Source organism: Sphingobacterium athyrii (genome assembly GCF_003071065.1).
Lineage (GTDB): Bacteria > Bacteroidota > Bacteroidia > Sphingobacteriales > Sphingobacteriaceae > Sphingobacterium > Sphingobacterium athyrii.
The window spans coordinates 50,009-65,034 of sequence record NZ_QCXX01000001.1; the positions used below are offsets into that span (position 1 = coordinate 50,009).

13 protein-coding genes are annotated in these 15,026 nt (G+C 41.3%); 6 read left to right on the top strand and 7 right to left on the bottom strand.

The genetic code is table 11. From position 1 onward, the window contains the following. Window positions 1-59: 59 nt before the first annotated feature. From DCO56_RS00235 to DCO56_RS00245, 3 genes are all read right to left on the bottom strand, one after another. Window positions 60-1,274 (bottom strand): DUF763 domain-containing protein, encoded by a 1,215-nt coding sequence (locus tag DCO56_RS00235; protein ID WP_108631789.1) that lies wholly within the window; start codon window positions 1,272-1,274, stop codon window positions 60-62. A 276-nt stretch (window positions 1,275-1,550) separates the two neighbouring features. Continuing rightward, on the bottom strand, window positions 1,551-2,201 hold the full coding sequence (locus DCO56_RS00240) for a hypothetical protein (protein WP_146190948.1): 651 nt from the start codon (window positions 2,199-2,201) through the stop codon (window positions 1,551-1,553). A 94-nt stretch (window positions 2,202-2,295) separates the two neighbouring features. Next, the gene (locus DCO56_RS00245; RefSeq protein ID WP_245935749.1) at window positions 2,296-5,217 is read right to left on the bottom strand and encodes an FAD-binding and (Fe-S)-binding domain-containing protein; all 2,922 of its coding nucleotides are present in this window, start codon (window positions 5,215-5,217) and stop codon (window positions 2,296-2,298) included. A 213-nt stretch (window positions 5,218-5,430) separates the two neighbouring features. Between DCO56_RS00245 and DCO56_RS00250 the strand changes: the two genes are divergently transcribed. The 6 genes from DCO56_RS00250 to DCO56_RS00275 all read left to right on the top strand — a co-directional run bounded on the left by DCO56_RS00250 (window position 5,431) and on the right by DCO56_RS00275 (window position 10,905). Next, window positions 5,431-5,934, top strand: a complete 504-nt coding sequence (locus tag DCO56_RS00250) for an FUSC family protein (protein WP_108631791.1) — start codon at window positions 5,431-5,433, stop codon at window positions 5,932-5,934. Window positions 5,935-6,117: 183 nt separating this feature from the next. Continuing rightward, window positions 6,118-6,591: an Lrp/AsnC family transcriptional regulator gene (locus DCO56_RS00255; RefSeq protein ID WP_104381980.1), complete on the top strand. Its 474-nt coding sequence runs from the start codon at window positions 6,118-6,120 to the stop codon at window positions 6,589-6,591. Window positions 6,592-6,609: 18 nt separating this feature from the next. Continuing rightward, window positions 6,610-7,677, top strand: a complete 1,068-nt coding sequence (locus DCO56_RS00260) for an EamA family transporter (protein ID WP_108631792.1) — start codon at window positions 6,610-6,612, stop codon at window positions 7,675-7,677. A 155-nt stretch (window positions 7,678-7,832) separates the two neighbouring features. After that, a complete protein-coding gene (locus tag DCO56_RS00265; RefSeq protein ID WP_241254993.1) occupies window positions 7,833-8,594 on the top strand; it encodes a 5'-nucleotidase C-terminal domain-containing protein in 762 nt (253 codons plus the stop codon). Beyond that, entirely contained in the window at window positions 8,572-9,531 is a 960-nt protein-coding gene (locus DCO56_RS00270; RefSeq protein WP_108631793.1) for a bifunctional metallophosphatase/5'-nucleotidase, read from the top strand. Before DCO56_RS00265 ends, DCO56_RS00270 begins: the two co-directional genes overlap by 23 nt. Window positions 9,532-9,690: 159 nt before the next feature. Then, complete coding sequence (locus DCO56_RS00275; protein ID WP_108631794.1) at window positions 9,691-10,905, top strand: MFS transporter; 1,215 nt, start codon at window positions 9,691-9,693, stop codon at window positions 10,903-10,905. Window positions 10,906-10,968: 63 nt separating this feature from the next. On the opposite strand, the gene DCO56_RS00280 is transcribed toward DCO56_RS00275, so the two are convergent. The 4 genes from DCO56_RS00280 to DCO56_RS00290 all read right to left on the bottom strand — a co-directional run bounded on the left by DCO56_RS00280 (window position 10,969) and on the right by DCO56_RS00290 (window position 14,952). After that, window positions 10,969-12,972: a M13 family metallopeptidase gene (locus DCO56_RS00280; protein WP_108631795.1), complete on the bottom strand. Its 2,004-nt coding sequence runs from the start codon at window positions 12,970-12,972 to the stop codon at window positions 10,969-10,971. A gap of 106 nt (window positions 12,973-13,078) precedes the next feature. Continuing rightward, a complete protein-coding gene (locus DCO56_RS28995; RefSeq protein WP_146190949.1) occupies window positions 13,079-13,288 on the bottom strand; it encodes a hypothetical protein in 210 nt (69 codons plus the stop codon). A 67-nt stretch (window positions 13,289-13,355) separates the two neighbouring features. After that, window positions 13,356-14,300: a homoserine O-acetyltransferase MetA gene (gene metA, locus DCO56_RS00285; RefSeq protein ID WP_108631796.1), complete on the bottom strand. Its 945-nt coding sequence runs from the start codon at window positions 14,298-14,300 to the stop codon at window positions 13,356-13,358. A gap of 115 nt (window positions 14,301-14,415) precedes the next feature. Beyond that, complete coding sequence (locus tag DCO56_RS00290) at window positions 14,416-14,952, bottom strand: TlpA family protein disulfide reductase (protein ID WP_108631797.1); 537 nt, start codon at window positions 14,950-14,952, stop codon at window positions 14,416-14,418. Window positions 14,953-15,026: the final 74 nt, after the last annotated feature.

Sequence of the window (15,026 nt, forward strand, 5' to 3'; positions counted from 1 at the left end):
AATAATTTTAATAAGGTTTAACACAATTTAACAAAAGGATTACAATCCGGCGATCTTACTCAAAAAAGTGCAAGCTGTGTACCTGTTTCATCAGCCTTTGGAGGCTTTGCGCGACCAAAGACTGTCCGGCCATTGTATTTCCAGGAATTTCTGCGTTCTTCCTCTATTATCTGCTGAATATCAAACTGAGGCGTAAAATTATGCTCCGTTTCTAGAACGATCTGATGGAGTTTATTCATGGATTTTAATTTGTCGCTATTGCCCAGCTTTGACTTTTCAATACCTTTTTGTAAGATCTGAATACTTTGATCATAAATATCCAGGGGAACAGGAAAGGGATGTCCATCCTTTCCACCGTGCGCAAAAGAGAAGCGTGCGGGATCATTAAATCGCGCAGGAGCTCCATGGATTATCTCGCTGACAAGGGCCAGCGATTGTAAGGTGCGGGGGCCCATGCCTTTTAATAACAAAAGATCCTCAAAATTTTTAGGTTGATTTTCCCGTGCAACATATAACATTGCTCCTAACCTTTTGAGATCAACATCCGAAGCCCTAACATCATGATGAGAAGGCATCAGCAATCTTTTAAAGTCTACTAAGACATCTGAAGAATCCTCGTTGACGAGTGTCATGATACCTGTCCTGTTCGGAGCTGCTCCAGATGCCGTTAAATTTAAAATTATTCCCTGTGGACAACCTTTGATACCTGTATGTGGTTCCTCAATGAACGAACGGACGTTCTCCGAATGCCAATGGTAACGACGGGCAGTTCCATCATGATCGTGCATCCCCTGTTGTACCACGGCCCAATGACCATTCTTAGCGACAATAAAATTATGCAGATACAACTGATAACCGTCTTGTATCGCCGTATTATCTACTTTTGCGACCAACTTGCTTGTCCGAACCAAGCTATTGCCATCCAAACCTGTTTTGTCCGCGAGGTAAAGTAGCTCTTGTGGTGTGTCTTTGGAGAATTTACCTTTACCGCCGCATATATAGAGACCAAATGCGTCCGCACAGGGATTAATGGCGCGTTTTAACGCGCCCATAACCGACGTGGTAATACCTGATGAATGCCAGTCCATACCCAATACCGCACCAAAACTCTGGAACCAAAACGGATCTGCCAATCGCCTGAGCACCTCATCCTGCCCATAGTCCATCAGGATCACCTCTACAATGGACTTGCCTAATATGCTCATCCGCTCATAGAGCCAGGAGGGCACCTTTCCATAGTGCAGCGGCAGGTCTGCTATCCCTGAATGCTTCATAAATAAAACTAAATTTATTAGCACAAAGATAACCCTTTTCGTTTAGCAAACGAGATTTTCAAAAAAAATAGTTTAAAAATTGGCAAACTTCTTTTGCGCTGTATCCAGTGGGAGCCGTTACTTAATACATATGACCAAAAAAGACTCACAACATGCAGAATAAATAATAAAAAATGGCTGGATAATTTGGCAATATCCAGCCATTTTTTATTTCAATATTGAATGTGTAACTCCTGTCCGAATACGGTTACTCTGCGTTAATCCCGTGTTAACGATTTACTTTCCAGTGAAAGCTGATAATAATCCTGCACGGAAAGATGGATCTTTTTCGGAAAATTCAATACCATGCTTATACGTATCTATATTAAAAAACAACTCCGCCGGTTCTGCTTTTTTATTCTCTAAAAAGAGTTTAAAACTATATGCGGTTTTCTTTGATAAATCAACATTCATTTTATTGGATGAGAAGACATTGGGCAATACTACGTCTTTTGTAAAGGCATCGTTAGTCGGCATTTGAAACAATTCACCCAAGGCTTTGACTAGATTATTGGATTGCGTACCTAGACTAGTGATTTTAATTTTCCCTTTGGTAAATCCGACGTCGTCACTCGGTTGCCCATCAATAATACCTGCGGGTATGAAATCAATAATTTCAAATTTCGCACCGACAGTATCCTGATTGTAAAGTGATTTCGTTGTATAAATACGGCTCGAATCGGTCTTTACTTCATCGGTGATACGCAAAAAGAAATTCTTTTTTTCAGGTCCGGGAGTGCCGTTCGTAAATTTTTCGATGCGCACCCGCTCAATGGTGTTTGCCGTTGCGGTATCACTTCCATCGTTTTTCTTCTGATTAGAATTTCCACAAGCAGCCAACATCAGCGTAGCTGTTGCGAGAATGGCTATAGATTGAATTTTGTACATGGTGATTTGTTTATTATCAGTAATCATTAAAATATTGCTCTTATAATATTACTATTATTACTGATAACAAACAACCATTGGCAATGTTTTTATTTTATTTCAATAAAGCATCGTATAAAATTTCAACGGGATGGAAGGATTTTCTGCCAGCACCATCCTTGATCTGATGCCGGCATGAGGTACCCGCTGCTGCGATTAATGTAGTGGTATCCGTTTTACGTACAGCGGGTAATAAAACCAATTCCGCCACTTTCATCGAAACATCATAATGTTCGGCCTCATAACCAAAGGATCCCGCCATACCACAGCAGCCCGACGGAATGACTTCAACGGAGTAATTTAACGGGAAAGACAGGACTTGCTGGGTAACGCCCACCAAATGAAAAGCCTTTTGGTAGCAATGCCCGTGCAATTTAATTTTTCTCTCATCGGCAGTAAACTGCTCCCGGTGGATACGACCGGCTTCAATTTCCGCTAAAAGAAACTCGTCAATCATAAGTGCATTTTTTGCTACCCGAAGTGCATCACTACGCAGATTTTCATCAACCAAACTTAGGTATTCGTCCCTGAATGTAATTATTCCAGATGGTTCAATACCTAACAACGGCGTGTCATCTGTGATCAGATCTTTTAGAAAACTGATGTTCTGGTTAGCAATTTTTTTTGCTTCTTTGACAAATCCTTTGGAGAGAAAAGTCCGCCCACTTTGCACATGTTTTGGAATAACCACCTCGTAACCCAAGGCCGTTAACAGTTTATAGGCCGTGATACCGATCTCAGCATCATTGTATTCGGTGAACTCATCAGAGAACAGGTAGACACGGCGTTTAGCCTGTGGCTCGATCTTTTGTTTCCTGACCCATTGGCTTAATGTCGTTCCATTCACTGTAGGAAGTGAACGCTTTGGAGCAAATCCGACCGTTTTTTTAACCAAACCGGACAGAAAATCGTTCTTCACCACAAAATTGTAAAGTGGAGCGACCAGCGAACCCAGTTTTTGAGAATCGGTAAAATTAGCAATCAATTTCGTTCGGAAGCCAGCGCCGTGTTCATCGTAATAGTGCTGTAAAAATTCTGCTTTCATTTTAGCGACGTCCACACTCGACGGGCATTCTGTTTTACAGCCTTTGCAGCTCAAACATAGATCCATAACTTCCTTGATTTCCTCATGATCAAAGCGGTTTTTCTTTGTGGAATTGGTCAAAAATTGACGTAGCATATTTGCTCTGGCACGTGTTGTATCCTTCTCATCACGGGTCGCCATAAAAGAAGGACACATGGTGCCACCGGTAATTTCCGTTTTTCGACAATCGCCCGATCCCGAGCATTTTTCCGCCAGCCGGAGAATGGATTCATCTTTGGAAAAATCGAAATATGTCTTTATAGCCGTTCTATTCTTGTCGTTATCGTAGCGTAGATGGGCATCCATTGGCGGTGTGTTGACAATTTTATTGGCATTAAAAATCCCCAGTGGATCAAAAATGACTTTGACTTCTTCCAAAAGCTTATAGACCTTTTGGCCAAGTACCTTGCCTATAAACTCACCTCTTAAGCGCCCATCGCCATGTTCTCCGCTTAATGATCCATTGTACTTTAAAACGAGGTCACTTGTTTTTTCCAGTATGGAGCGGAAAGTACGTTTACCTTCTTCTGTTTTCAGATTAACAAAGGGTTCAATATGCAATTCACCTGCTCCGGCATGGGCGTAGTAAGATGCATGTACACCTTCCTCAATCAATAATTTTTGAATATCACTGACATATTCGGGCAGATCTTCCGGAGAAACAGCACAGTCTTCGATTAAATTTACAGGCTGACTGTCCCCAGGGAGATTACGGATAAGACCGAGCCCCGCTTTTCTGACATCCCAGACTAGATTTGTCTGCTCAATTCCAGTAATATAAGGATAAGCATAACCCAAGCCCCTTTCCATCAGCTCGGCCTTTAAAGCCATGGCTTTAGCCTCGGTCTCAGCCTCCGTATCGCCTCTAAATTCAACGATTAACAATGCCTGCGGATCGCCTTCTATAAAAAAACGATTATATTTATAAGTAGGATGACCAACCGTAAAATCCAGAATATACTTATCTACCAGCTCCGAAGCCTCAGGTCTATGGTTTAATGCGATCACATTGCCACGCATACATTCGACCATATCGGAGAAATGAATACACAATAAACCTAATTCTTTAGGCGGCAAATCCATCAAGCGTAGCTTTGCCTCTGTGACAATCGCCAGGGTGCCCTCAGAGCCGGCCAGAAGATTACACATATTAAATGGCTGGCTCCGATCACTTAGCATATCCAGCGCATAACCTGTATTTCGACGGGTTATTGAACGCTTGGGATAACCCGCCTCAATATCTGCCAGATTTTGAGGATCGGTCAATAAGTCATTCATGTGACGATAGATATCCCCCTCACGGTCTGTCTGTAACAGTTTTTTAAAGTAACTTTTCTCGTCCAGTGAAGCAAAGCTTACCTCGGATTTATCATCTAAAAGTACATTTGCAGCAATCAGGTTATGGCGGGTATCACCCCAGACAATAGAATGAAGGCCAGAAGAATTATTACCGATCATTCCTCCGACCATGGCCCGGCTGGCGGTAGAGGTTTCGGGACCAAACATCAACCCAAATGGTTTAAGGTAGCTGTTCAGATCATCACGGATGACACCAGGCTCCACACGCACCCATTTCTCTTCTACATTCAATTCGAGGATGCGGTTAAAATGACGGGACATATCCATGATGATACCATTTCCAACGACTTGTCCTGCCAACGATGTGCCAGCGGTGCGCGGAATTAAGGTGGTCCGGTTTGTCCCCGCAAAATCAATCAGATTCTTTACATCATTTATATCAGAAGGAATAGCCACTGCCAACGGCTTTTCCTGATATACCGAAGCGTCCGTGGAATAGGCAAGCAACATGGTTTGGTGTGATGCTTCTTCTGTATAATACAACTCCCCTTTCAGTTGAGTTGCCAATAAGGCTAATTGATTCTGATCTTTCACTGAATTTGCTTTTTTAAATATAGAAAACAAATTTAGTTAAATTTCTCCTTTGGAAAAAGGAACAATTGCAAGAAACACACAATTCTTTCGTGAAAAACGCATAAAAACGCACACACAAAATGCAACAAACCTGAATTTTATTTCGCGCCTTCATCATTTGCTCGTATTTTTGCAACAGCAACACGATTTAATGAATTAACTTCTCTTTGTTATATGCGTAATCTTATCCTTCGATACACATTACATTCAGATTTTATTATATATACAATACGGGTACTGACCGGATTTTTACTGGGCTATATTCTATTTGTATCCTTTCCGGAATACTCTGTTTCCTGGACCCTTATTTCAATTATCCTGGTCATATCCCCACAGGAAAATGAATCAAAAAAAATTGCTATCGATCGTGCTAAATCAAATTTTATCGGCTCAGCTATCGGACTTAGCCTGTACTTCGTTCCTATCCCACAACTCTATGCGATGATTATTGGTATCCTTGCTTCACTGGTTATTTGTAAGGCACTGAATATTATGGCGGTGGCGCGCACCTCCATGGTCGCGCTGATTATCGTCTATTTACATGAGCAAGAAAGCCGCTCCTATTTTGCTGCACTGGACCGCTTTGGTTGTGTCTGCGTAGGATGTTTGATTGGATTGGGCGTCATCCTATCTACCCGAAATATAATTATTAAATTAAGAAATCGGTATAATTGTTGAATGTAGCGGGCCACAGCACCTTCGCAATTCCTTTTTACCCAATAAATTAGATTCAACTCCAGCAACCCACCTCAACACCATATCGAATAAAATTCACAATATAAACCGAAATCACAGAACATTATTCATAATTAACATTGATATTTTGAATATTATACTTTTTTACTTACCTTTGCAGTCGAAATGACAAAAGTAGAATATAATTTAGATCAAGTAGATTACAAAATCCTTCGTCTGATGCAGGATAACGGGCGTATCAATAATGCTGATATCGCCAGGGAATTGGGTATGGCTCCTTCGGCAATACTGGAGCGGGTTAAAAAGCTTGAACAAAAAGACGTGATCTTAAAATACAGCGCCAAAATCAATCCTGCCGCTGTCGATCAAAAACTTTTATCATTTATTTTCATCAAAGCAAATGACATTATCGGTGAACAGCGCGTTGGTTTAGCCCTTGCTGAAATCCCGGAAGTACAGGAAGTACACGACATTGCTGGAGATGATGGTTATCTTATCAAAGTAAGAACCGCTGATTCGACAGGTTTAGTGGATTTAATGCGCAATACGTTAAGTAAAGTAGAAGGAATAATTTCCACCCGTACCACAATCGTATTGCAGACGGTAAAAGAAGATCAACAGGTTGTTATACCTGAATAATAGAAAGGAGGTTTCATTATGTTACAAGGACACAAAAAAGCGGCAAGCCCACTCATGGTTGTTGTTGCTTATTTTATAATTTACGTGGTATGGGGATCAACCTTTTTCTTTATAGAAAAAGCGTTGCATAGCTTTCCACCGTTTATATTAGGATCATTTCGGTTTGTCACCGCAAGTGCGATCTTGATGAGTTATTGTGCCATAAAAGGTTATAAGCTTTTTAATAAACGATCCATATTAGAAGCTGCCTTCGTCGGATTTTTACTCCTGTTTGTCGATATGGCCGGAGTCATCTGGGCCGAGCAATATGTTTCGGGCGGGGTGGCAGCGATAATCGCAGCAGCAGCAGCAATCTGGTTTATTTTACTCGACAAGCCCAAATGGAAGGAGAATTTTAGCAGCATGACAACAGTCGCCGGGGTTGTGCTCGGATTCATTGGAGTCGTTATGCTATTCGCCGAACAGATCATGGCATCCAATGACAATGCAAATGGAAAATTGAAGATCATTGCTTTATGCATTTTGGTATTGGGCTCCATTGCCTGGACAGTAGGTTCTTTGGCATCTAAATATTTCAAAAAATCGGAAGCGCAAGAAAAAGAAGACTTACATGTGATGGTCAAAACGGCCTGGCAGATGGTCACGGCAGGTGTTCTTTTTAATATCACGGCACTTTTTACGGGCGAGTATGCATCATTTGAATTAAGCAGCGTCGCTCCTGTAGACTGGTTCAACTTAGGCTATTTGATCACATTTGGTTCTATCCTCGCATTTAGCTCTTACATCTGGCTTTTACAGGTACGTCCGGCAATGGAAGTAAGTACTTATGCCTATGTAAATCCGATCATTGCGTTAATATTAAGTCATTTTTTTACGTCACATGCCGTCACCTCCTTACAGATCGTAGGTTTGGCCGTGATTTTGTTCTCTGTTTTACTGATGAATTGGAAAGCTTACCGCACCAAATTATCAGCTAAAAATAAAAACAAAAAGATCCTTCAAGGAAACACATTGGATACATTGGCGAAAAATAATGACCGTCAAACTCCCATAGATGATCTTCCGGAGGCAGAATTGGTTCACTAGGTTGTTATTTTTCTAATTATATGATAAAGCTTAACGTAGATTTATGTTAAGCTTTTATTGTTTTTATGTTTTTGGCAAAATTAGCGCATGAGGAATAAGATTTCTTCGTATTTAATTGGCTAACTTTGCCTCAATATTTGGTTAAACTAACTATAATGAATATATCAAAGCAAATTGCCTTTATTGGTAGTCTTGGAGTCGCTTCGCTTTTGATGGTCACCGGTTGCTCAAAGCAACTCCACCCTACACAGAAGGATTTCCAGCAATATCATATTAATAAGGAGGTACAAGCAGATCCTACTGTCGTTTCCATCTATGAGCCGTTCAAGCAAAAGATGGAAGCTGAAATGAACCGCGTTATCGGACACGCCGACAAGGCCCTCACGAAAGAAAAGACTCCCGAAACCTTAATGGGGAATTTTTTCTGTGAAGCATTATTATGGATGAGCGCACATTATGCCCATAATCCCGCGGATCTGGCCTTTGCAACCAAAGGGGGAATCCGTAACGATCTCAAGGCAGGAGATATCACTGTGGGGCATATTTTTGAAGTAATGCCCTTTGAAAATACATTGACGATTATCGAACTAAAAGGCAGCCAAATACGTCAGCTTGCAGATTATATCGCCACCACACATGGCCAGCCCATTGCAGGTATGACCTTAACGATAACAGGCAACAAGGTGCAGGACATCAAAATTAAAGGACAGCCCATCGATGACAACAAATTATACAAACTGGTCACCTATGATTACCTGGCCAATGGTGGTGATAACCTCGTGTTATTGACGCAATCGGTCTCCAGAACCAACTACCCCCAACGGATGCGTGAAGGTTTGATAGAATATGTAAGTGAATTAACAAAAGCAGGTAAACAAGTAAATGCGGAATTAGATGGAAGAATTAAAATCAATTAATCGGAGAACGTTTATCAAGCAAGCCGGTGGATTTTCCGCGGCACTTGCTTTGGGTTCATTACCTTTTCAGGCGGCGGCAGAACGTAAAAAGATCAAATTGACCATTTTACATACAAACGACGTACATAGCCGCATTGAGCCCTTTCCAATGGACGGTGGTAAGTACCAGGGACTGGGTGGTGTGGCCCGCCGCAGCACATTGATCAATAAAATCCGCAAGGAAGAAAAGAACCTTCTTTTGCTGGATGCCGGCGACATGTTTCAGGGAACACCATATTTTAACCTTTTTGGAGGTAAACTGGAATTGGATCTCATGACGAAATTAGGATATGATGCCGGGACTTTTGGTAATCACGAGTTTGACAATGGTCTGGATGGGCTCGTCAAATACCTGGATCACGCCAAATTCCCTTTTCTGACCGCCAACTACGATTTTAAAGGCACGGTGCTCGAAGGAAGGACACAGGATTATACCATTTTCCATAAAGGTGGCATTAAAATAGGTGTATTTGGACTTGGTGTTGATATCGAAGGTCTGGTAGATCCCAATAATTATAAGGGCATGCGCTATCTGGATCCGATCCAAATCGCGAACAAAATGGTTAAAATCCTAAAGGAAAAACATAAGTGCGATCTTATAATCTGTCTTTCACACCTTGGATATCAATATGAGAATGATAAGGTTTCAGATCTAGTACTCGCCTCCAAAACATCAGATATTGATCTGATCATCGGCGGTCATACACATACTTTTTTAAACGAACCGACCTTGGTCACAAATTTAAAAGGAACGCAGACAGTGATCAACCAAGTGGGGTTTGCAGGCATTAACCTCGGCCGAATTGATTTCATTATGGAACCCGGTTCAGGTAAAAAACAGATGATTGCAAGTACCTATCAGGTTAACCCGTCAATCGAAGAGTCACTATTGGCATAAACGTTATCAATTTATAATAGATGCCAAATTGACCAATCAATTTGGCATTTTTTTATCAAAATGAGTTATAGCTTTTATAAGCCCCGGGCTGCTCCTCCTATCGGAATGACAACAAAGCGCTTATAAAAATCAACACCATCTAAAAAGCAAATTATTTGCATGAAAAAAATTATATCCATATACCTGGATTCTTTTAAAGGCCTTTCGCAGGCAGCCTGGCTTTTGGCCATTGTTATGTTGATCAATAGAATGGGTAGCATGGTCATCCCCTTCCTGGGACTTTACATGACGCAGGTACTTCATTTTGATATTAAGCAAGTCGGAATTGTCCTGATGAGCTACGGTATAGGTTCTGTATGCGGTTCCTATATCGGCGGATGGCTGACAGATCGGATCGGCAGTTTTAAGGTGCAATTCGGAAGCCTGGTATTGGCTTCACCCTTATTTCTATTAATCCCCTATTTTAAAGAAGTTCAATCTCTGTCCGTCATGATCTTTACGCTAAGTCTGATTTTTGATGCATTTAGACCGGCGAATTCTGTTTCCGTGGCCAGCTATGCAAAGCCCGAAAATATAACCCGTGCCTTTTCACTAAACAGACTGGCTATCAACCTGGGATTTTCAATTGGCCCCGCCGTTGCCGGTTTCCTCGCCACAATTTCGTTTAACTGGATTTTCTATGGGAACTCCTTTGCCGTGCTATGTGCAGCAGTAATTTTCTTTATCTTTTTTAACAAAAGGCAAAAAAGAACGGATGTTAAAGCAAAAAAAGACGCTTTGGCACACAGCGAGGTGGCAAACCAAAGCCGTAACCCCTATACGGATGTTCCCTTTGTGCTGTTTAATATCTTCTGCTGTATTTTTTCATTTTGTTTTTTCCAGTTAATTACAACCTTGCCGATATTCTATCGCGAAGTGCATCACCTTGATGACCATCAGATCGGATTCCTATTGGGCTGGAGTGGTTTTGTGATTGTTTTACTGGAGATGTTTGTTGTTCATGTCGCTGAAAAGAGATTTTCACTGATCAGCACCCTGGTGTTTGGTACATTTCTATGCGCCAGTTCATATGCCATGCTGAATTATATGGGCGGACTTGGCTGGTTATATTTCACCTTCTTTATTTTTGGTCTCGGTGAGATGCTAACATTGCCATTTATGGCTACTGTATCCGTTAACCGCTCTACCCCAAAAACACAAGGCGCATATATGGGTTTCAATTCCCTGGCATTTTCTGCGGCAAATATTTTTTCGCCACTGCTCGGGACATCTATTGTTGACTCCTTTGGTTTCACCACACTATGGTGGGCAACAGCGCTGACACTTTCCTTCACGGGACTTGGTTTCTACCTTGTCCTAAAATGGATGCAATAAACAGCAAGGGGGCATTTCAAATGAAATGCCCCCTTGTTTTATCAACAAGATCCGGAGCTTTTCCTACCAGATCTTAATACGCCTGTCCATCGGGACAAACATCTTGTCACCCTCTTTCGTTTCCCACGCTGCATGAAACGCATCTAAATTGATAATCGGCGCAAAAGCCCGATATTGCGCAGGAGAATGTGGATCTGTTTTTACCTGATTCACAACAAACTCATCAGTTGTTTTTGTTCTCCAAATAGTAGCCCAAGAAAGGAAAAAACGTTGGTTTTGTGTAAATCCATCGATCAGACCGGGATTTCCTTTATCTTTTAAATAAAGCTGCAATGCATCGAAGGCAACAGAAGAACCGCCCAAATCACCAATATTCTCACCTAAGGTAAAACGACCGTTCACAAAAACTCCCGGAACTGGCTCATAGGCTTCAAATTGTTTCACAAGGGCATCTGCCGCTGCCTCAAATTTAGCCTTGTCGCCATCCGTCCACCAGTTATTCAAATTTCCGTTTCCATCGTATTTTGCTCCCTGGTCATCAAAACCGTGCGATAGTTCATGCCCTATGACGGCACCGATACCTCCAAAATTAACGGCTGCATCCGCTTTGTAATCATAGAAAGGAGGCTGAAGAATTGCGGCCGGGAATACAATTTCGTTAAACAACGGACTATAATAGGCATTGACTGTCTGTGGTGTCATGCCCCATTCAGATTTATCAACTGGTTTGTCCTGTTTCGCAAGGTTCTCGTAAAAAGACCACTTGCTGGATGATAAGACATTCTCGTAAAGCGAAGTACTAACATCAAGTTTGCTATAATCTTTCCATTTATCCGGATAACCGATCTTCACTTTAAACTTCGACAGTTTTTCAAGCGCCTTCACTTTTGTATCTGCGGACATCCATGTTAAACCATTGATATGTTGCCCAAATGCTTTTACAAGGTAGCTTACCAGTTCTTCAGCGTCAGCTTTCGCCTGTGGTGGAAAATTCTCCTTCACATAAAGCTTTCCCAAAAGTTCTCCGGCAATAGAATTCACGAACTCTACTCCCCGTTTATCCAGCGCACGTTGCTCCTTCTGCCCTTTCAGCTTACGCCCCCAGAAATCAAAAGAAAGATCATTTAATTCCTGTGTCGTATACGAAGCAGCGGTATTTAATACATGAAATGTTAATATATCTTTAATGACCGGAAGGTTCCCCGGGTTGAAGATCTTATCTAAATTTTGGTAGTATTTCAGTTCAGGTACAATAACGGTATCCGCTTTAAATCCAACGTCACCCAGATATTTAGCAATATCGACATTTTTTACCATCTTCTTCAGATCAGCAACTGCCACCGGATTGTAGCGGCCGTTTGCGTCCCGCGACTGTTCGACCGTTTTTAGGTTAGCAGCCAATTCTTTTTCAAAAGCGACAATTTTAGGACCTTTAAGATCTCTCGTGCGTTGACCTGACTTGGCATAAAGTGCTGAAATATAATTTGAATAGTCCTTTAAGGTCTCTTCATTTTTTTGGTCTTTTACCTGGTAATAAGAACGGCCTAAACCCAAACTTCCCCCACCCAGGTAAACCGTATTGACATTCGAATTTTTGAGATGTCCATAGACATAGCCACCAAAGAAAGGATTGCCTCCTATAGGTGCAACCTCTACCAGATATTTATAAAGGTCATCAAAATTCTTTATCGCATTGATTTTTGTCAAATAGGGCTGAACAGGCGCCAAGCCAACTTTGTCACGTGTTTTCATGTCTACAAAGGATCTGTACAGATCGCCGATCTTCTGGTTATCAGTTCCTTTTGGAAACTGGCCAGATAACGACTCTTGCAACACTTTTAGCGTGGCAATATCTGTATTCTCACGTAACTCATCAAAAGATCCCCAACGCGCTTTATCGGATGGTATCTTAATAGTTTTCATCCACTGACCATTTACAAAATTGTAGAAATCATCCTGCGGACGAACGGTTTTATCCATGTAGTCTACATTGATCGCATTGTTTTGGGCATAACCGGCAAAAGAACCGCATGCCAGCAAAGCAGCTAACAGTATACTTCTCTTCATATGATATTTTAGTTTGTTATCTATCCACACAAACTTAAGAAAAGTTTTGCTATTGTTCGTTATACAGAACATAGTTTTGCGGATAACTAAAATAATATACATTTCATTATGTCTGCGTCTTGTTTCTCGTTGATTTACGGAGAAGAAGGAGGAAGACAATCAGAAACAGCGCCACGCCGCCCAGCCAAATCCATGGATTGGCATACCATAAGGTGCCGTTTGCCTCTCTGAGCTTTTGATTTTCCTCAATTGGTACGTCCGCATATAGCGACACAAAGAAAGAGAGCAGACAAAATAGTATAGACATTCTTTTCATACGACCTACTTTATATAGATAGAATGCTCCGTCGACCTATTTTGTTTGCTTAGGCTAAAATTTGTGTTCAGTCCTTCTGTCTGATCTCTCCCAGGTGAACGACATCTTTTAAATCAAAAGGCGTCTCCTGGTAAACAAAATAGTTAAGCCAATTATTGAATAATAAGTTTGCATGACTCGTCCATCGTACCAAAGGTTGATTGTCAGGATTGTCATCGCGATAATAGTTCGCTGGCATACGTATAGTCTGGCCCTTTTCTAAATCTCTTTTATATTCTTCATCCAATGTAAAAGGTGCGTACTCGGAATGACCGGTCAGATAAAACTCACGTCCACCACGGGAAGATGCGATTGCAATGCCAGCCTCGGGAGATTCAGAAAGAATTTCTACGCCGTTTTTTGTTAGCAAATCTTCTTTCTCGATAGTTGTATGCCGGCTATGCGGGATAAAAAACTCATCGTCAAATCCACGGAATAATGGATGTCTTTTGTCGAGCGCCGTATGTTTGAATACACCAAAAAGCTTTTCTTCCAAAGGTTTCTTCTCAACCTCATAAAAGTGGTATAACGCAGCCTGTGAAGCCCAACAGATATATAAGCTCGACGTTACATGCGTCCTGGCCCAGTCAAAGATTGTCTGGATCTCATTCCAATAAGTCACCTCTTCAAATCGAACCATTTCCACAGGTGCTCCCGTGATGATCATACCGTCGTAAAAGTTCTCTTTCACTTCACTCAGGCTTTTATAAAACATCTCCAGGTGTTCCTCAGGTGTATTTTTGGATACGTGGGTTTCCAGTCGAAGAAACTCCATCTCCACTTGCAAAGGATTATTGGAAAGTAAACGAATAAAATCGGTCTCCGTTGTGATCTTAAGCGGCATCAGATTAAGGACCAAAACACGTAATGGTCTAATATCCTGCTCATTTGCTCTCAGGTCACTCATGACAAAGATATTCTCCTTTTTTAAAAGTTCTATCGCAGGAAGGTTATTAGGAAGTTTGACTGGCATATATAAATTCTCCTTATACAATTAGCATGCAAAATTAGCAAGAAAATGGCAGAATAATAAATGAATCCGTAAATTTAAGTTTGCACCGAATGAGCAGATTCAATTACCTTCCAACTTATTCTTCACTTAATTGTTTTAAGGCCTTTCTAAACTTCACTGATCCGAAGTTCATCCCGCCAACATGCTTGTTGACCAATTTGCCCGCTTTATCCAGGATAATGGTGGTCGGTATACTTGTCGTACTCCATTCTTTTGGCAATGCCGAATTCAGTTGATAGACCGGAAGACTATACTTCCGCTTTTTTAGAAACTTCGCAGAAGATTTCAGATTACCGTCAACGTCCACAGACAAAAAAACGATTTTGCTATTCCCCTGAAAATCCTTATACAGTTTGTCCAGAGAAGGCATTTCCGCCAGACAGGGGGAACACCATGTCGCCCAAAGATTGATCAGGACAACCTTGTCTTTGAGCTGATTTAACGAAACAACATTTCCCTTGCTGTCTTTAAAGCTAACCTCCGCATTCTTGTTTAACAGGACTGTTTTTTCCTTTTGTTCTCCGGGATGCGCATAGCTGGACGCTGTGTGGACAAATGGTATAGAAAGCAATAAGCTAGCGGCAATCAATCTGAATGTATTTTTTATTTTCATCTTGTTTTCTCCAATAAAAGGACATTAACTTAAACGTCTGATCTGGCAAATGATTGTACCTTTCGTACAAAACA